The organism is Polaribacter sp. KT25b (assembly GCF_900105145.1).
GTDB lineage: Bacteria > Bacteroidota > Bacteroidia > Flavobacteriales > Flavobacteriaceae > Polaribacter.
In genome coordinates, this window is record NZ_LT629752.1 from 3,068,844 (window position 1) to 3,088,871 (window position 20,028).

General features: G+C 28.5%; 17 protein-coding genes. 13 read left to right on the plus strand and 4 right to left on the minus strand.

Annotated elements, in window-relative coordinates; all coding sequences use genetic code 11:
• Positions 1 to 123: 123 nt before the first annotated feature.
• A complete protein-coding gene (locus BLT70_RS13220) occupies positions 124 to 315 on the plus strand; it encodes a cold-shock protein (protein ID WP_091895198.1) in 192 nt (63 codons plus the stop codon).
• A 93-nt stretch (positions 316 to 408) separates the two neighbouring features.
• The gene (locus tag BLT70_RS13225) at positions 409 to 1,437 is read left to right on the plus strand and encodes a heme A synthase (protein WP_091895205.1); all 1,029 of its coding nucleotides are present in this window, start codon (positions 409 to 411) and stop codon (positions 1,435 to 1,437) included.
• Between the two features lie 233 nt (positions 1,438 to 1,670).
• Here BLT70_RS13225 and BLT70_RS13230 read toward each other — a convergent pair whose 3' ends face one another.
• Positions 1,671 to 2,093, minus strand: coding sequence for a molybdenum cofactor biosynthesis protein MoaE (locus tag BLT70_RS13230; protein ID WP_091895207.1), 423 nt, complete (start codon positions 2,091 to 2,093; stop codon positions 1,671 to 1,673).
• Positions 2,094 to 2,229: 136 nt separating this feature from the next.
• On the opposite strand from BLT70_RS13230, the gene BLT70_RS13235 reads away from it, so the two are divergent.
• Together BLT70_RS13235 and BLT70_RS13240 are read left to right on the plus strand one after the other, a co-directional pair.
• Positions 2,230 to 2,505 carry a DUF3817 domain-containing protein gene (locus BLT70_RS13235; protein WP_091895208.1) on the plus strand — a complete coding sequence of 92 codons (276 nt, stop codon included), beginning with the start codon at positions 2,230 to 2,232 and terminating at the stop codon, positions 2,503 to 2,505.
• 27 nt (positions 2,506 to 2,532) lie between these two features.
• A complete protein-coding gene (locus tag BLT70_RS13240; protein ID WP_091895209.1) occupies positions 2,533 to 3,534 on the plus strand; it encodes a phosphotransferase in 1,002 nt (333 codons plus the stop codon).
• A 67-nt stretch (positions 3,535 to 3,601) separates the two neighbouring features.
• Here the strand turns inward: BLT70_RS13240 and moaD are convergent, their stop codons facing one another.
• On the minus strand, positions 3,602 to 3,844 hold the full coding sequence (gene moaD, locus BLT70_RS13245) for a molybdopterin converting factor subunit 1 (RefSeq protein ID WP_091895210.1): 243 nt from the start codon (positions 3,842 to 3,844) through the stop codon (positions 3,602 to 3,604).
• 19 nt (positions 3,845 to 3,863) lie between these two features.
• A complete protein-coding gene (locus BLT70_RS13250) occupies positions 3,864 to 6,335 on the minus strand; it encodes a DUF5686 and carboxypeptidase regulatory-like domain-containing protein (RefSeq protein ID WP_091895211.1) in 2,472 nt (823 codons plus the stop codon).
• A gap of 213 nt (positions 6,336 to 6,548) precedes the next feature.
• On the opposite strand from BLT70_RS13250, the gene BLT70_RS13255 reads away from it, so the two are divergent.
• The 7 genes from BLT70_RS13255 (at position 6,549) to BLT70_RS13285 (ending at position 18,764) form a co-directional block, all read left to right on the plus strand.
• Complete coding sequence (locus BLT70_RS13255) at positions 6,549 to 8,825, plus strand: NADP-dependent malic enzyme (RefSeq protein WP_091895226.1); 2,277 nt, start codon at positions 6,549 to 6,551, stop codon at positions 8,823 to 8,825.
• A gap of 31 nt (positions 8,826 to 8,856) precedes the next feature.
• Complete coding sequence (ruvA, locus tag BLT70_RS13260; RefSeq protein WP_091895229.1) at positions 8,857 to 9,438, plus strand: Holliday junction branch migration protein RuvA; 582 nt, start codon at positions 8,857 to 8,859, stop codon at positions 9,436 to 9,438.
• Between the two features lie 4 nt (positions 9,439 to 9,442).
• Entirely contained in the window at positions 9,443 to 16,513 is a 7,071-nt protein-coding gene (gene sprA / locus BLT70_RS13265; RefSeq protein ID WP_091895231.1) for a cell surface protein SprA, read from the plus strand.
• A gap of 31 nt (positions 16,514 to 16,544) precedes the next feature.
• Complete coding sequence (gcvH, locus tag BLT70_RS13270) at positions 16,545 to 16,925, plus strand: glycine cleavage system protein GcvH (RefSeq protein ID WP_091895235.1); 381 nt, start codon at positions 16,545 to 16,547, stop codon at positions 16,923 to 16,925.
• Between the two features lie 58 nt (positions 16,926 to 16,983).
• Positions 16,984 to 17,268 (plus strand): VanZ family protein, encoded by a 285-nt coding sequence (locus BLT70_RS13275; RefSeq protein WP_231962724.1) that lies wholly within the window; start codon positions 16,984 to 16,986, stop codon positions 17,266 to 17,268.
• A gap of 65 nt (positions 17,269 to 17,333) precedes the next feature.
• The gene (locus BLT70_RS13280; RefSeq protein ID WP_091895241.1) at positions 17,334 to 18,053 is read left to right on the plus strand and encodes an energy transducer TonB; all 720 of its coding nucleotides are present in this window, start codon (positions 17,334 to 17,336) and stop codon (positions 18,051 to 18,053) included.
• 306 nt (positions 18,054 to 18,359) lie between these two features.
• The gene (locus tag BLT70_RS13285) at positions 18,360 to 18,764 is read left to right on the plus strand and encodes a hypothetical protein (RefSeq protein ID WP_091895243.1); all 405 of its coding nucleotides are present in this window, start codon (positions 18,360 to 18,362) and stop codon (positions 18,762 to 18,764) included.
• A 72-nt stretch (positions 18,765 to 18,836) separates the two neighbouring features.
• Here the strand turns inward: BLT70_RS13285 and BLT70_RS13290 are convergent, their stop codons facing one another.
• Positions 18,837 to 19,190, minus strand: a complete 354-nt coding sequence (locus BLT70_RS13290; RefSeq protein WP_091895246.1) for a toxin-antitoxin system YwqK family antitoxin — start codon at positions 19,188 to 19,190, stop codon at positions 18,837 to 18,839.
• 164 nt (positions 19,191 to 19,354) lie between these two features.
• On the opposite strand from BLT70_RS13290, the gene BLT70_RS13295 reads away from it, so the two are divergent.
• Together BLT70_RS13295 and BLT70_RS13300 are read left to right on the plus strand one after the other, a co-directional pair.
• Positions 19,355 to 19,555, plus strand: a complete 201-nt coding sequence (locus BLT70_RS13295; RefSeq protein ID WP_091895248.1) for a dodecin family protein — start codon at positions 19,355 to 19,357, stop codon at positions 19,553 to 19,555.
• Between the two features lie 73 nt (positions 19,556 to 19,628).
• Positions 19,629 to 19,985, plus strand: a complete 357-nt coding sequence (locus BLT70_RS13300; RefSeq protein WP_091895250.1) for a DUF1304 domain-containing protein — start codon at positions 19,629 to 19,631, stop codon at positions 19,983 to 19,985.
• Positions 19,986 to 20,028 lie beyond the last annotated feature (43 nt).

The window sequence follows — 20,028 nt, forward strand, 5'->3', positions numbered from 1 at the left end:
TTTTTTTAAGTTTTATTCTAAAGAAAAATTAATATAAACATTACATCATTTTATCAAAAAAACAATAAATGGACACTTAAAATATGTATATTTGTGTATTATTAACATTTATTATTTATCAAAGTGAAAAAAGGAACAATTAAATTCTTCAACGAATCTAAAGGATTTGGATTTGTAATTGAAGATGGATCAAAAACTGAGTATTTTTTACACGTATCAGGCTTAATCGACGAAGTTAGAGAAGGCGATGTAGTAGAATTTGATCTTAAAGAAGGTAGAAAAGGTTTAAATGCAGTAGACGTTAGAGTTATCTAAGCGTATAACTTAAATTTTTTACAGAAAAAAGATCGTCTAAATTAGTTTTAGACGATTTTTTTTTGCCGTATTTTTGCGAAAACTTTATAAATAATGAAAAATAAGTTTCCACAAATTGTTCAAATAGCTCTTATTTCTGTCTATATAATTTTCTTAGCTGGTTCTGTTGTAAGAATGACTGGATCTGGAATGGGTTGCCCAGATTGGCCTAAATGTTTTGGATATTATATTCCGCCAACTTCTGAAGAACAAATTACTTGGAAACCAAATTCTGATTTTAAAAAAGGAATGATTATTATTAAAGACGAAGCTTTATTTGTAGCAGAACATGATTTAAAAACTGAAGCAAACTTTAATAAAAAAAATTGGGCTAAATACACAAAACACGATTATAATAAATTTAATAAATATCATTCTTGGACAGAATATATAAACAGATTATCATCGGTTTTATCTGGTTTTGTATTCTTATTTTTAATTATTGCCGCCTTTAAATTTAGAAAAGAAGACAAAAGAATTCCGTTATTGGCATTTACCGCTTTTTTCTTGATGTTAGTTGAAGCTGTTTTAGGTAAAATAGTTGTAGACACTAACTTAAAACCAAGTATCATAACAATACACATGGTTATTGGCTTGGTAATTATTGCCCTTTTATTACAATTAAAATTTATAGTTTCTGACAATAAAAAGAAACACAACTACAACTCGTTATTTAGTAAATTATTGATTGTTTCTGTAATTTTCTCTTTAATTCAAATTGCAATGGGAACACAAGTAAGACAATTTATAGACGAACAAATAAAACTATTTGGTTTTGAAAATAAGGATTACAGCTTGATGAATCCTAGTTTTAAATTCTATTTTCATAGATCTTTTACAATTGCAATTGTACTTGTAAACTTCGGATTATTTTACATCAATCAAATTAAAAACTTAGGTTACAAATTGGTAAATTGGATTGTTTTCTTAATTTTTATAGAAACGATTACAGGAATTTTAATGTATTATGCAGAATTCCCACTAGGAACACAAGCAATACATTTATTGTCTGGCGCAATTTTATTTGGATTGCAATTTTATTTATGGATTCAAAGTAGAAAAACAGTTGCAGTTAGCAGTTAGCAGTTAGCAGTTAGCAGTTAGCAGTTAGCAGTTAGCAGTTAGCAGTTAGCAGTTAGCAGTTAGCAGTTAGCAGTTAGCAGTTAGCAGTTAGCAGTTAGCAGTTAGCAGTTAGCAAAAATAAAAAGTCATTGACAGAAAAAAGTTCTCGATACAAAATTCTTGAAAAAATAATTTCACTCGAACTGACTTGCCCCTCTTTTAAAACGCGGCAACTCTAAAACTCTAAAACTCATTTACGGATGTGCATTTACCCAAATTTCACCATCAGAAAAATGTTCTTTTTTCCAGATAGGAACGGTTTCTTTTAAAGTGTCAATTGCAAATTCACAGGCTAAAAAAGCAGCTTTTCTATGTTTTGAAGAAACTGTTATTATTACAGGAATATCACCAATTTGCAACATTCCTTCTGCATGATGAATGGCTATTTTTTTGATATCAAACTTTGATAAAGTTTCATTAGCAATTTTTTGCATTTCTTTAATTGCCATTGGCTTATAAGTAGAAAAATCTAGTTGCGTAACTTCTTTTCCTTGCGTATCATTTCTTACTGTGCCAATAAATGCAGAAATTCCGCCACAAGAAGCATCTTCTACAAAATTGTAACATTCTTGTAAATCTAGTTTTTCTGCCGTAATTTTAATTGAAGTTCTTTGCATACATCAACAAAAATAGGAAAACAAAATTGTATTTTTGCAATTAAATGAAACGTCTTTACAAAGGTTTTAAAAGCAAATAATCTACTTATTAATTGATAGATTGCTTCGTAATCTCGCAATGACAAAAAATAAATACATGAAAAATATCTTTAGAGTTGTTAGTCTTTTAGAGGGAATCTCTTTTTTATTATTAATGAGTTTAGGCTTGTATTACAAATATGTTTTAAACGATCCAAGTTTTGTAAAAATGTTTGGAATGCCTCATGGAATTTTATTTATGCTCTATATTGTTTTAGCAATTATGCTTAAAAAAGAAATGAATTGGAACAACAAAGATTTAGGCATCGTTTTACTTTGTTCTATGCTTCCTTTTGGTACTTTTTATATGGATTATAAGTATTTGCAGAAATAGTTACTGACGATTATCCATAATTAAAAAATGACAGTTTTCCCAGTTACAGCATCTACAATTTCAGCAAAAGAATTGGGTGAATTTGCAAAAGAAAAATACGACCTAAATAATAATTACGATTGTAAATTATTTAGAACAGGAATAAATCACACTTATTTTCTTTCGGATAATGAGACTAAATATGCTTTGAGAGTTTATAGCCATAATTGGAGATCAAAATCTGAAATTATTGAAGAAATAAAACTTTTAAACTTATTAAGTGACAATAATTTAGGTGTTTCCTTTCCTATTAAAGATACAAAAGGAGAATTTATTCAAGAAATAAATGCACCAGAAGGACTTCGTTATGTTGTTCTTTTCTCATTTGCTGAAGGAGAAAAAATGAGATTCATGAACAATGATACTTGTTTTGAAATCGGTTTATGCATGGCTAAAATTCATAATATTACAGCAAACAAAACAATTAAGAGAACAAAATACAATTCTGAATTACTTTTAAAAAAATCTTATAATCAATTAACACAATTTTTTGCAGAGGATTTATCCGAAATGAAATATTTAAAAGAACTTGGCTCTGAAATTTCTAAAACCTTTGAAGAAATTAACGAATCAAAAATTCAAAAAGGAATTGTTCATCTTGATATTTGGTATGATAATTTAGCCGTTAATAGCAATAACGAAATCACAATATTTGACTTTGATAATTGCGGAAATGGATTATTGATTTTTGATATTGGTTATTTCTGTAAACAACTATTTTTCATAGAATCAGACAAAAAACAATACGAATCTAAAGTTAAAAGTTTTTTAAACGGTTATCAAAAAATAAGAAAACTTACAGCCGAAGAAATTAAATTAATTCCAGAATCTGGAGCGTCTATTTTTGCTTTTTACCTTGGCGTACAAGCACAAAGATTTGATTGGTCTAATATATTCTTGACTGAAAACTATCTAAAAATGTTTGTTGGAAGAATAAAATCTTGGATGAATTATTATAAAGCAAAAGAAATAACTACTACCAACACGTAAAAATTAATTACTATTTTAGTACTTAATCGAAGTCTGAATCTTCTGTAAAAAATAAAAGTCAAGATTTTTAACCGCCACTTACAGGCGGAATTACCGCAACAACATCACCGTTTTTAAGAATTAAATTATCTGTTGCATATTCTTCATTTACAGCAATTGCGTACGAATTAATATTTTCTAATTGAGAATACGCTTTCTTTAAAACTAATTTAAAATCTTTTACTGATGTATTTTCTGTAACATCAATTTGTAATTCTGATGCGCCAACAAGATCTGTTGTAATTCCGAAAAAAAGTGTTTTTATATTCATTATATACAAAGATAAAATATTAGTTTGACATATTTAAACTGAATAAAAATCCGTCATTTTTAATTCCTGCATTAAAAGACTTCACATAATCAACTCTTAAAAAACGCCATTTACCAAAACCAATATTATCTAAACCTACAGAATATTCTGTATACGGATTTTTATCAGCCATAATTAAACTTTTTGCGCCACCAATTAAATGAAAATTCAGTTTATTTATTAACGGAATTTTACCTAAAAGAGCACCTTTAAAATTGTGAGATATATGTGCTTCTGCATATTTATCGTTTGTATAAAACTTGTAATATTCTAACAAACCAAAATTATTTAATTGATCGCTTAAATTATATTTTAATTGATTTCCATTAACCTGTAAATTATCCATAAAAGCAATATTTTTCTTTTCTAAAAACACACCTGCTCTAATATTATAAGCTAGTTTCCCATAATTACCAGCGTTAATATTATGTCTTAAATTAGCTACAAATAAATCAGAATTAAAATCAGCATTTGGTGCGCCAAAAGTTTTTCTATAATTAACACTTAAGGTTGGATATTTCTCATTTCCGATATTAAATTTTCGATCTGGATAAGACAAATATTTCTGACCAAAAACAAAAGTTGCACCTACATTTAAAGTTGCAATTTTATGTTCTGTAAACCCTGCATTTACAAAATCTGTAGCATCTAAAGGATTGTTAGAAGTATAAGGTTCGTTTAATCTTTGACGCGCAAAAGAATAATTACTGGTATTAAAAAGCGGTTTTCGATTTGCATATTCTAAAGAAGTAGAAAGGTAAATTCCGTTTTTAATTTCTTCTGAATATTGAATTTTCGAAAATTCTTTTTCGTAAATTTTTAAGTAATTTTCTCTATAAATTAAAGAACGAATCATATTATCTAACTTCGAAATTGGTTTTCTATCGTTAAATTGAGATGTTGTTACACCGCCAGAAATAGTTAATCTTGGTCTTGATAAATTGTTCCATTTTTTAGCAAAAAAGAAAGTTGGTCTTGCTATTTCTTCGGATAAACCATAATTAACTTTTGCGCCAATACTCCACCATTTTCCAGTTTCATTTAGACTTTTAAAATAACGTATTCCAACAGAAGAGTTTAATCCTTGGACTGTATTAAAATTAAAATCACTAATTATTCCATCAAAAGATAAAGACCATTTTTCGTAAGAATTTCGATACGTATAACCCATAATTGGAGAAAGAAAACTAAATTTATTTTCCTTTTTATTTATAGAATCTAAATACACTTTAGATTTTCGCACAATTTTAAGACTGTCTTTTATCGAATAATCATTTACTTCTTCTGATGTTAAAGGCACAGGTCTTAAATTATTCCAATACGTTGTGTCTTTTTCTGTAGCTTCTTTCTCGAACGTTAAAACTTCGTTAGTAAACGTTTTTTCTGTAAAATTAGGCGTAAAATTATAGTTAGAAAAAGCAGAAGAAAAACGACCATCTAGCTTAAATCCAAAAGCATTAAACTTAAAATCTATACTCTGACTAATTAAAACCCAAGCATCATTTTCATCAGAATAATTATAGTTCTGTTTTAGTTTTAAAACATCAACCATTGGTATATTTATTTGAGCTCCAGTAACAGCAACATCTGCGCCATACAAAGCCCAATCATTTTCTACAATATACAAAGAACCGCTAAAAACACGATCATTTTTACGCTTAGGAATGATGTTTATTTTATTGATAAGTTTCCCGTTTTTATCATAAAAAGTTCCTTCTAATCTATAATTATAATAACTAAATGCATTTGTAGAAATTGGCGAAATTAAATCATTACCAAACTCTACACTATTTTCATAAAAGTTAATATTTGCATCTTCTGCCCTATTAAAACTAATACCATTATCTCGCCCACTAACTTTAGATGCAATAATATTTTCTTTAAAATCTTTAGGCTTTTTCCTAAATTTAATATCAGAAACTGTTTCAGAAAGATAAATAATTCCGCTTCTTGTAGAATCTAAACCACCACCAAAATCGCCCAAAGACTGACCTAAAAATTTCTCTGGGGCATCTTTAATCCTATACAAACCTCGCGAGTAAAAATTGGCCGTGTATTGTGCAAATTTATCGGTATTTTTATCTTTATTAGCAATTACATTTCTAATAATTCCATTTGCCGGATTGTCTTTTGTAGAAATTAAAATCCCTGTCAATTCTACATTTTCTTCATTTAGAATCACATTTAACTCAAAAGGAAAAGAAGCAATATCTACTTCCTTTTTTAATGTTTTATAGCCTAAAAACTGAAAAACAACTGTATGTTTTCCTTTCTTTTTAAGCTCTAAAATATAATCGCCATTATCATTAGAAGTTGTTCCTGTAACTGTTTTATCTAAATAAACACTTACAAAAGATAATGGATTGTTATTAATGTCGGTAATTTTCCCTTTTACTTGTGCAATAAATACTGATGAAATAAAAAGAAAAAATAGAAAAGTAGTTTTTTTCATAGGTAGATTTTTATTAAAAACACAAACATAAAGTTTATGTTTTAAAAAAAAAGTTAAACCAGTTATAATAATATCACAAAATAAAAAATGATAAAACTTAAAAAACCATCGATTTACATAGAAATAACAACCACTTAAAAGATTAAAAAGTTACTTAACTCTTTAACTGAAATGCATATATTTGTAAGTTATAAATAAGCAAACAATTATCTTATGAGCGATTCTAGAAAAAGACACGAGGCTTTATTATACCACGCGAAACCAAAACCAGGTAAAATTGAAATTGTACCTACTAAAAAATACGCAACTCAACATGATTTAGGACTAGCTTATTCTCCTGGAGTTGCAGAACCTTGTTTAGAAATTGAAAAAAATAAAAATAACGCATACAAATACACTTCTAAAGGAAACTTAGTAGCTGTAATTTCTAACGGAACTGCTGTTTTAGGTTTAGGTAATATTGGTCCAGACGCTTCTAAACCAGTTATGGAAGGAAAAGCTTTGTTATTTAAAATATTTGCTGATATTGATGTTTTTGATATTGAAGTAGATGCTACTGATGTTGATAAATTTGTAGAAACTGTAAAAGCGATTGCCCCTACTTTTGGCGGAATAAACTTAGAAGATATTAAAGCTCCAGAAGCTTTTGAAATAGAAAGAAGGTTAAAAGAGGAATTAGACATTCCGGTAATGCATGATGACCAGCATGGAACCGCAATAATATCTGCTGCTGCATTAAAAAACGCTATAGAAATTACAAAAAAAGACATTTCTAAAACAAAAATTGTAGTTAATGGAGCTGGAGCTGCAGCTATTTCTTGTACACGATTATATGTAAAACTTGGTGCAAGATTAGAAAATATTGTAATGTGCGATAGCAAAGGTGTCATCAGAAAAGATAGAGATAATTTAACTTCTCAAAAAGCAGAATTTGCAACAGATCTAGATTTACACACACTTGATGACGCGATGCAAAATGCAGATGTCTTTATCGGTTTATCTAAAGGGAACGTAGTTTCTCCAACAATGTTATTATCAATGGCTAAAGATCCTATTGTTTTTGCAATGGCAAACCCTGTTGCAGAAATAGAATACGATTTAGCAATTGCCACTAGAAAAGATATTATTATGGCTACTGGTAGATCAGATCATCCTAACCAAGTTAATAATGTACTTGGATTTCCGTTTATTTTTAGAGGTGCTTTAGATGTAAGAGCTACTAAGATTAATGAAGAAATGAAAATGGCTGCTGTTCATGCTTTAGCAGATTTAGCCAAAAGATCTGTACCAGAAAAAGTAAATATTGTTTATGATGAAGTAAACCTTTCTTTTGGTAGAGAATATATTATTCCTAAACCATTTGACCCTAGATTAATTTACGAAATTCCACCAGCAATTGCAAAAGCTGCTATGGATTCTGGAGTTGCACTTGAACCAATTACAGATTGGGAAAATTACAGAGAAGAATTAATGGAACGCTCTGGATCTGGAAGCAAAGAAATTAGAATGATTCATAATCGAGCTAAAAGCAATATTAAACGAATTGTTTTTGCAGAAGCAGATCATTTAGATGTTTTAAAAGCTGCACAAAGAGTGCATGAAGAAAAACTTGGAAAAGTTATTTTATTAGGTAGAAAAAAGTTGATTCTAGAGCTAAAAGAAGAAATTGGTTTTACTGCTGATGTACCAATTTTTGATCCAAAAACAGATGAAGAAGAAGAACGAAGACAGAGTTTTGGAGAAGTTTATTGGAAAAATAGACAGCGTAAAGGAAGAACTTTATCCGAAGCAATAAAATTAATGAGAGAGCGTAATTATTTTGGCGCAATGTTAGTTAATGAAAATGAAGCTGACGCTTTAATTACAGGATATTCTAGACCTTACCCAAGTGTTCTTAGACCAATTTTAGAACTTATTGATAAAGACAAAGGAGTTTCTAAAATTGCAGCTTGTAATTTAATGTTAACCAAACAAGGTCCTTTATTTTTAGCAGATACCACAATTAATATCAATCCTTCTGCAAAAGATATGATAAAGACAACTCAAATGACTTCTAATTTGGTAAAAATGTTTGGTATGAAACCAAATGTTGCCATGTTGTCTTTTTCTAATTTTGGATCTTCAGATACAGATACATCCAAAAAAATTCGAGAAGCTGTTGCTTTTATGCACAAACATTTTCCTGATGCAATTGTTGATGGAGAATTGCAAGCAGATTTTGCTTTAAACCCAGAATTACTAGCTAAAGAATTTCCATTTTCTAAATTAAACGGTAAAAAAGTAAATGTATTAATTTTCCCTAATTTAGAGTCTGCTAATATTACTTATAAACTTCTAAAACAAGTAGAAAGTGCGCAATCTATAGGACCAATGATTTTAGGATTAAGTAAAGCTGTACACGTTTTACAATTAGGTTCAAGTGTAGATGAAATGGTAAATATGGCAGCTTTAGCCTGTGTTGATGCACAACAAAAGCAAAAGAGTAAATAATTTATTACATTAGAGCCCAGAAAAAGAATTTATGATTACACAAGTTAGAGGAAGATTGGTAGAAAAAAGTCCAACAGAGGTTGTTGTAGATTGCAATGGTGTTGGTTATTTATTGCACATTTCTTTAAATACTTTTTCTGGTTTACCTGCAGATGAAAATGTAGTTTTATATACACATTTATCAATAAGAGAAGATGCTCACACACTTTTTGGGTTTATTAATAAAACAGAAAGAGAAGTTTTTAAATTATTAATTTCAGTTTCTGGTGTAGGACCAAGTATTGCAAGAACAATGTGTTCTTCTATGACATCTGAAGAGATACAAAACGCAATAGCATCAGAAAATGTGGCTTTAATTCAATCTGTAAAAGGTATTGGTGCTAAAACAGCTCAAAGAGTTATTGTAGATTTAAAAGATAAAATTTTAAAAACGTTTGATATTGATGAAGTTTCTGTAAAAACAAGCAATACAAATAAAGATGAAGCGTTATCTGCATTAGAGGTTTTAGGTTTTCAAAGAAAACAATCAGAAAAAATTATAACAGCTGTGTTAAAAGAAAACCCAGACGCTTCTGTAGAAAAAATCATAAAACTAGCTTTAAAAAACTTATAGTACATTGATTACATCACTAAAAAAAATACTTTTATTAGTACTTTTTACTTTCGCAGTAAACGCATCTAGTTATGCCCAAACAACTCAAAATAAAGACTCTACAAAGGTTAAAAAAGACACTTTAAAATTAAAATACGATTTTAATCACACCCAAAAAGGGAATCTTTTTTTAGATAATTTAGCAGAAAAAGAAGTTATTTTTGATAAAGAGCTGAATAGATATGTAATTATTGAAAAAATTGGTAATTATTATACAAAAACACCTGTTTTTTTAACACAAAAAGAATATAAACAATATCGTTTAAAACGAGATATGTTGCAATATTTTAAAGATAAAGTAAGTGCAACTAATAGTAAAAAGAAAGGTTCTTTAGATGCTCAAAAAGATTTATTACCTTCTTATTATGTTAACTCTAAGTTTTTTGAATCTATTTTTGGTGGAAATACAGTGAAATTTACACCTACAGGGAATTTAAATCTAAAACTTGGTGTTATTTATCAGAATACAGAAAACCCTCAAATATCCGAAGAAAATAGGAGTAGTTTTACTTTTGATTTTGATCAACAAATTAATGCTAGTTTACGTGCTAAAGTTGGTGAGCGCTTAGAGTTTACTGCAAATTACGATACTCAATCTAGTTTCGATTTTCAAAACCAAGTAAAAATAGATTTTACACCAACAGAAGACGATATTTTACAAGGTTTAGAAGCTGGTAATATAGAAATGCCAATAAAGAACTCTTTAATAAACGGAGCTCAAAGTTTATTTGGTGTTAAAACAAAATTAAAATTTGGCAACACAAATGTAACCGCAGTTTTCTCTCAGCAAAATTCTGAAAGTAAAACTGTAGTAGCAGAAGCAGGTGCTTCTATACAAGAATTTGAGTTACAAACTACAGATTATGATAATGACAGACACTTTTTCTTATCGCAATTTTTTATAGATAATTATGCTAACTCTTTAAAAAATTACCCTCTAATAAGTAGTCAAATTAATATTACAAGAATAGAGGTTTGGGTAACTAATACAAGCGCAACAACAGAAGATTTTAGAAGTATTGTGGCACTTGCCGATATTGGAGAATCTAATAATACAAATGCTACCTACAAAAATTTAGTTGATGATAATGGAACCGTTCAAAACACAAACCCTGTTAGTATTACTGCTAACGGACAAAGTTTAAACTTACCCCAAAATAATTCTAATAATATTTACACTACTAATATTTTAGATGGTATTAGAGATATTTCTACTGTAGAAAGCACCTTAAACGGTAATTTTCAAATGGAGCAAGGCACAGATTATTCTATGTTAGAAAATGCTAGAAAATTAAGTACAAGTGAATATACTTTAAACTCGCAATTAGGATATATTTCTTTAAACAGAAGATTAAATGATAGCGAAGTTTTAGCTGTTGCTTATGAATATACAGTGGCAGGAACCGTAAACGGAAGTACAGAAAAATCTTTTAAAGTTGGTGAATTTTCTAACGACGGAATATCTTCACCCGACAATTTAGCTGTAAAATTATTAAGAAGTGAAATTTTAACAACAACTAGAAGTGATGGTTTTGGTGGAAAAGAAGCTTTTCCTACTTGGCGATTAATGATGAAAAACGTTTATGCTTTAGGCGCCTATCCGTTAACGCAAGATGGTTTTCTTTTCGAAATTCAATATAGAGATGATAAAACAGGAGTTTCATCAAATGTATTGCAAAACGCCCAAACTGCAGATATTACCAACACACCTTTAATTCAGGTATTAAAACTAGATCAACTAGATCAAAGTCAATATAAAACTCCTGATGGATATTTTGATTTTGTAGAAGGCATAACTGTAAATGCTGATAATGGTTATATTATTTTTCCAGATCCAGAACCTTTTGGAAATGGATTAGCAGAAAAATTAACTAACACAAGTGATGAGGCATATTTATTTAAAGAACTATACTTAAACACAAAAACCAATATAAAAAACAATTATCAAGACAAAGACAAATACTACTTAAAAGGATATTTTACTTCCGAAAATTCTGGAGGAATTTCTATTGGCGCTTACAACGTACCTCAAGGTTCTGTAACGGTTACCGCAGGTGGAAAACAGTTGATAGAAGGAGTAGATTTTGTGGTAGATTATTTAGCTGGTAAAGTGCAAATTATAGATCCTAGTTTAGAAGCTTCTGGCACGCCTATAAATATATCAACAGAAAATAATGCTGTTTTTAATCAACAAAGAAAAACTTTTATGGGTGTAGATGTAGAGCATCAATTTTCTAAAGATTTTATTGTTGGTGCTACTATTTTAAATGTAAATGAAAGACCATTAACATCTAAAGTTAATTATGGATCAGAACCTATAAATAACACCATGTTTGGTTTTAATATCGATTATTCTACAGAGGTTCCTTATTTTACAAAATTGGCTAATAAATTACCTTTTGTAGATACAGATGTGCCTTCTAATTTATCTGTAAGAGCAGATATGGCTTATTTAATACCAGGAACTCCAAGCGGAATAGATGTTACTGGTGCTGCAACTTCTTATATTGATGATTTTGAAGCATCACAAATACCAATAAGTTTACTCTCTCCATTAGATTGGCATGAAGCAAGTACTCCTAAATATTTTGATGGTTTTTTTGGCAACCAAAGCGATTTATCTTACAATTATAAAAGAGGAAAATTAGCTTGGTATAGTATTGATCAAATTTTTTATGGATATGGAGATACACCCGCAAATATTGATGCTGATGAGTTGTCTAGAGCAGAAACAAGACAAATTAATTATAATGAATTATTTCCAAATGTAGAATTAGATATTACTCAAAATTCTTTGATTAACACCTTAAATTTAGCCTATTTTCCACAAGAAAGAGGTTCTTATAACTACAATCCAACAGCAAATATTGAGAATGATAATGTAACGTTAACAAATCCTGAATCTAATTGGGGTGGAGTTATGCGTGCTTTAACAACCACTAATTTTGATCAAGCTAATGTAGAGTACATTCAATTTTGGGTAATGGATCCATATCAAAACTATTCTATTACAAACGAAGAAGGTTTACCAACAAATATAAACCCTAAAGATATAAGTAATCAAGTAGGAGATTTATATATTAACTTAGGAAACATTTCGGAAGATATTGTAAAAGATAATAGAAAAATGTTTGAAAATGGTTTACCAGAAGATGGTTTAAAACTTAATGGATCAAATGTTGATAGAACTACTTGGGGAGATGTACCAAAAACAACTTCTATTATTTATGCTTTTAGTGAAAATGATGAAGACAGGCTAAATCAAGATATCGGTTTAGATGGTTTAAATGATATTGAAGAAAAATCACTAGCAAACATTGGTGCTTATAGTTCTTTAAGTGATCCGGCGGGAGATAACTTTCAATTTTTTAGAGGCTCAGAATTAGACAATATCGATGCTTCAATTTTAAGAAGATATAAAAATTATAACAATACACAAGGCAACTCGCCCACATTAAATCAATCTACAGAAACATATACAACATCATCATCTACATATCCAGATGTAGAAGACATCAACAAAGATCAAACAATGAATACTGTTGAGAGTTATTATGAATATAAAATATCATTAAACCAAGCCGATTTAGTAAATGGTAGAAATTATATTGTTGATGAAAAAACAACTTCTGTTTCTTTAGAAAACGGAAACACACAGCAAACAAAATGGTATCAATTTAGAGTACCAATTAATAACGGAACAGCTATCAATGGTATTACAGATTTTAATAGTATCCGTTTTATTAGAATGTTTTTAACCAATTTTAAAATGCCTGTGGTTGTTCGTTTTGGTGAACTTGATTTAGTTCGTGGAGATTGGAGACGTTACACAAAAACTATTGACATTAATTCTGATACTGAAACAGATTTAACACAAACAGAATTAAGTAATTTTGAAGTTGGTGTTGTTAGTATTGAACAAAACAACGGAAGCTATATTGAACCACCAGGAATAGATAGAGAAAGTTTACAAGGTAGTACTACTGTACAATTACAAAATGAGCAATCTGTAACATTAACAGTTAACGATTTAGAACCAAACCAAACAAGAGCAATTTATAAAAATATAAGCATAGATTTAAGACGTTTTAAAAACTTAAAAATGTTTATGCATTTAGAAGAAAATGAAGGTAGAGAATCTGTTAGCGATGATGATTTTTCTGCAATTATTAGATTAGGAACAGATTTAACAGATAACTTTTATCAAATAGAAGTACCTTTAAAAGTATCTACAAGTAGTACTACTGATTTTGATATTTGGCCAGAAGCAAACAACTTAGATGCCCTTTTAGAAGAGTTAGGACTTTTAAAAGTAGAAAGAGATGGCTTAGGTTTATTAGTAAATGACATTTATCCTGCAGAAATTATTGGTGAAGCTCCAGAATATAGAGTAAGAGTTAAAGGAAACCCTACTTTGGCACAGATAAAAACAATAACTTTAGGTGTAAAAAACAATTCTTCAATTAACAAAAGTGGTGAAATTTGGTTTAATGAATTACGCTCTGCTAATTTTGATAATGAAGGCGGTTGGGCAGCCGTAGTTAGTGCTGATGCAAATTTTGCAGATGTAGCAAACGTATCTGTTTCTGGTAGTATAGAAACAATTGGTTTTGGTAGTGTAGATGATAGAGTTAGCCAAAGAAGTTTAGATGAGACTAAACAATATAATGTTTCAACAACCATAAATTTAGGAAAAGTCTTTACGCCTGCAAAATGGGGAATTCAATTACCTATGAGTTATAGTGTTGGCGAAGAATTTATAGATCCAAAATACGACCCACAATACCAAGATGTAACTCTAAAAGATGCACTAGAACAAAATGATAATAGTGAGTTTTCTAGAGATTATACCAAAAGAACAAGCATCAGCTTTATAAATGTTAAAAAGAATAGAAACCCTAATTCTACAAAAAAACCGAAATTTTATGATGTAGAAAACTTAGCTGTTTCCTATTCTCATAACAAAGAATATCATAGAGACTATAACATAGAAAAGTATATAAACGAAAATGTTACCGCTTCTGCCGGTTATAATTTTAACTTTGAGTCAAAATCTATAGAATTATTTAAAAACTCAGAAAGCTTTAAAAGTAAATATTGGAAATTTATAAAAGATTTAAATTTTAATCCAATACCACAAACATTAGCCATAAACTCTAGAATTAATAGAAGTTATAACGAACAACAATCTAGAAATTTAGTTGAAGGATTATCTGCTCAACCAGAATTAAAACAACGTAGATTTTTATTTGATTGGGATTATGCTATTGGTTTCGACTTAACAAAATCGTTACAATTAAACTTTAATGCTACTAATAGTTATATGTATGATACTTTTGGAGACGGAGAAGATTTACAAGTTTTTGATGACTTCTTTAACACAGGAAGACCAAACCATTATCATCAAAAATTAAATACAACCTACAACATTCCTTTAAATAAATTTCCTTTTCTAAGTTTTATGAAAGCAGATTATGCCTACACAGCAGATTTTGATTGGCAAGTTTCTTCGCAAGATGAAACAATTGTAGAACAAATTGGTAATGTTATTCAGAATGCAAATACACATAATATAAATACAACACTTACTTTTGATAAACTTTACAAACAAATTGGTTTTGAAAAATTACTACTAACAAAAACACAACGTAAAAATGCAAAAGGTAAAAACACTGCAAGAATAAAACCTAATAAAAATCTACCACTTGGTAAAAAAATATTAAAAACCACTTGGGATATTGTTACATCTGTAAAACAAGGTAAAATAAGTTACACCGAAAATAATGGCCAATACTTACAAGGATATATAGAAGATATAGGTTTTTTAGGCGGCGCACCAACCTCGTTCGCTTTTGGTAGTCAAGTTAATATTAGAAACAAAGCATTAGAAAATGGCTGGCTAGTTACAAGAACTGATGGAGGCGAATATTTTAGCAAAACATTTAGCAGAACTAAATACGATAAGTTAGATTATACATTTACATTAAAACCTATTAACGATTTAAATATTGATGTAATAGGTAATAAGATAAATACTTCTGATATTTCTCAACAAATAGATTTAATAGAAGGTAAAAGTGCTTTTGAAGATACTCCAGTTTTTGAAACCGGAAACTTTAGCACAAGTTATTCTATGCTTTCAACAGCGTTTACAAATGGTGATGAACTTTTTCAAACAATGAAAGATTACAGAAGTATTATTTCTAATCGTTTAGCTACAGAAACAGGTGAGCCAGCTGCAGGTTTTGGAGAAAATAGCCAACAAGTATTATTACCTTCTTTTATGGCTGCATATTCTGGTAAAAACCCTAATAAAGTAAACACAGGTTTATTTAGAAACATACCAATACCAAACTGGACTTTACGTTATAATGGTTTAATGAAATTAAATTGGTTTAAGAAAACATTCTCTACATTTGTACTTTCTCACGGATATAGATCATCATATACAATTTCAAGTTTTACAAATAACTTACAATACAGTGATGACACTGCATATTCAAAAACAAATGCTGCAGGAAATTATGAATCAAAAAGATTAGTTGCAGCGGCTACTTTGGTTGATGAATTTTCACCATTAATTAAAGTAGATATGAAAATGAAAAATTCATTCTCACTAAGAGGTGAAATCAAAAAAGACAGAACTTTAACTCTAAATTTTAACAATAGTACGTTAACAGATATTGCTGGTACAGAATATGTTTTTGGCTTCGGTTATGTATTTAAAGATGTAAAAATGAATACTCGTTTTACCGGTAAAAAAACAACTTTAAAAGGTGATATTAACTTAAGAGCAGATGTGTCTTTAAGAGACAATTTAACACAAATTAGATATGTAGATGAAGATAATGATCAAATTAGTGGTGGTCAAACATTATTTTCTATTAAATTTACCGCAGATTACACATTAAATAGTAATTTAACCGCATCGTTTTATTACAATCATCAAACATCAAAATATGCTATTTCTACGACTTTTCCTAGACAAGCAATTAATGGAGGTATTAACTTAGTATATAACTTAGGAGGAAATTAAAAACAAATCAATAAAATAAAAATTAAATAAAATGAATATCCCAGCTGAATTAAAGTACACTAAAGATCACGAATGGATTCAAATTGAAGGTAACATTGCAACTGTAGGAATTACAGATTTTGCCCAAGGAGAATTAGGAGATATTGTTTATGTTGATGTAGATACTTTAGATGATACTGTAGTAGAAGGAGAAGTTTTTGGTTCGGTAGAAGCCGTAAAAACAGTTTCAGATTTGTTTATGCCTTTAACTGGAGAAGTAGTAGAGTTTAATGAAACATTAGAAGATGAGCCAGAATTGGTAAATACAGATCCTTATGGCAAAGGTTGGATGATTAAAATAGAAATTAAAGATAGCTCTGAAATAGAAAAATTACTAAATGCTGAAGCTTATAAAAAACTTATTGAAGGATAAACTTTATATAGTAGCGATAATTATTACGTTTACCATTGTGTTTTTAAGTCTTATTAAAATGCCAAGTAGTGACGTAAAAATTGCCAATATTGATAAAGCTTATCATAGTATAGCATACTTTACTTTAGGTATAACTTGGTTGTTTTCATATTATAAGAAACCAGAAAAGAAATATTTAATTGTTATTTGTTGTATTATTTTTGGCATAATAATTGAGGTAATGCAAGGTAAATTAACAAGTTACAGGTCAGGAGATTATCTAGATGCCATTGCAAATTCATGCGGAATTCTATTAGCTTTATTAATTTTTAATGTGTTTTCTAAAAAAAAATACATTAATTAACCATAACACTTGTATTTTACACAATAATTTAATTAAATTAGCAACCTATTAAAAAATCTTTAAGAATGGAAATTAAGAAAAGTCCTAAATCAAATTTAGAAAATTTTAGTAAAATTTTTATGCAAATTGGGCTAGTTTTGGCTTTATTTGTTACGTACAAGTCTATAGAATACAAAACTTTTGACAAAACCTACGGCGATTTAGGTGTCGTTAATATGAGTGCAGAAATGGAAGAAGAAATTCCTATTACTGTTAAACCAGAACGAATAGAACCAAAATCTCCACCACCACCAGCTCCAGAAAAGATTGAAATCGTTAAGGATGAAGAAGAAATTGTAGAAACGGTAATAGAAACTACTGAAACTGATGAAACTGTAGCTGTAGTAGTTGCTGAAATTGTAGAGGTAGAAGAAGTAGAAGAAGTTATAGAAGACGTAAGTTTCATGATTATTGAAGATGTACCTGTTTTTCCTGGTTGTTCTGGAAATAAAGACGAGTTAAAAGATTGCTTTAGTAAAATGGTACAAAAACACTTCTCTAGAAAATTTGATGCAGAACTACCAAATGAACTTGGTTTATCTTCAGGTAGAAAAAGAGTATTCATTGGTTTTAAAATTGATAAAAACGGAAATATTGTAAACGTTCAGGCTAGAGGACCACATCCAAAAATTGAAGATGAAGTTATTAAAGTAATGAAACAATTACCTAAAATGAAACCTGGGAAACAAAGAGGGAAACCAGTAGGTGTAAAATATAGTATTCCTTTTACTTTACTAGTTGAGTAAAAAAAAGACACAAAAATTAAAAAAAGCGTTTAGAGTTATTCTAAACGCTTTTTTTAATTTTAAAATCTATTAATAGCCTATCCTATATCATAAAGCATTCTATAATTGCCAAAGCAAAATTTTAAATTGAATAATAAAAAAGAAAAAGTCAAAAAGAAAATCGTTGAATTATAAACTGTTTACAATAATTGGAGGAATATTTCATTTCTTGGTTTATCTCTTACTTGATTTAACTTTCTATAACAATACATTATTTTGAGTAAACTTAGTTATTGCAGGGATTAAGGAATATATTTTATTCGTAAAATGGAATTATTGAATACTAAAAGTTATAAAAAGATAAAAGGCAAGAAATTGAATTTCTATATGTTTTTAGTTTGTTTTTTAACCATAATAGGAGCTACAGTAATTTTTGGATATGTAATAAATGCGACTATTCTTGGATTAAATTATATAGGGAAAAATAGTAATTCAAAAAAAATTGAATACAATATTAAAAAAATTGTTAAGTATAAAACCCGTGGAAGAAAAAAAATTAGAAGGAATAATCTGAAGGTTACTTTAGAAAAGGATGGAAAAATAGTTAAACGAACTTTATCTGAACATTATAATTTAAATAAAAAATATTCTGAGTATAACACAATTAAATTTATTATAAATAAAGGTTTATTTGGTTTTGAAGTTATAGAAAATAACGAATTTAAAAAATAAATATAACTCAATAAAAAAGGCTCATTAAAACTAAAGATTTAATGAGCCTTTTTTAAAATATTATTTTACTATTTATTCATTAATAAAAGCAACTTTAGATTCAGGTTTCCATTCATTAACAGAAGCAATTACATTATCCTCATAATTAATTTCTTTTAACGAATTTTTAGACCAAATAAACCACTTTCCTACTTTTTTACCTTTGTTATAAAAAGCAATTTGAGTTTTATTACCTTTTTTATCAAATCTTGTCCATTCTCCTGCAAGTTTTTTATCTTTAAAAAAACCTTGAGTTTTAACAGAACCATCTTCAAAATAATATGTAGCCTTTACTAAATCTCCTTCTGCTTTAAAAGTAGGTTCTTTATCTTGTGTAAATCCAATAGTTGCAAGACTAAGCATACAAATTGTTATTATATTTTTCATGATGATTGTATTTTAAGGTTAACATTACTTTTACAAATATAACAATAATATTACAATTACAAAACATTTACATAACATTAAATTAACATTGAGGTTCAAAAACTAAACTTAAATTATTAATTTTTATATTTACATAATATTAATCTTCATAAATTATAAATATTATGGCAATAATGAAAGTTATTGAAGTATTAGCAAATTCTGAAAAAAGCTGGGAAGACGCAACAAGAAAAGCTGTAAAACAAGCATCAAAATCTGTAAAAAATATAAAATCTGTTTTTGTACAGTCTCAAAGTGCAGTGGTTGATAGAGATGAGGTTATAGAATTTAGAGTAAACCTAAAAATTAGTTTCGAAATAAATTAATAATAAAGACTCAAACATTATTAAAACGATTTAATAAAGATATTAAATCGTTTTAATTTTTAAATATTCAATTATGAACATAATTCAAAATATTATTATTGGTTTCGTTGCTCTTATACATATTTACATTGTCTATTTAGAAATGGCACTTTGGACTACCAAAAAAGGAATAAAAACTTTTGGACTAAAAAACAAAGAATTTGCAGAAGAAACTAAAGTTATGGCTGCAAACCAAGGTTTATATAATGGTTTTTTAGCAGCAGGTTTAATTTGGTCTATTATTATAAATAAAACTGATGTTGCAATATTTTTTCTAACTTGTGTTTTTATAGCTGGTATTTATGGCGCATATTCTACAAAGAAAAAAAGCATTTTATATATACAAACAATACCCGCAACAATAGGAATACTATTTATTCTATTAAACTAAAAATAATTAGAGGTTTAAAATTGAAACCTTTATTTTTGTAATT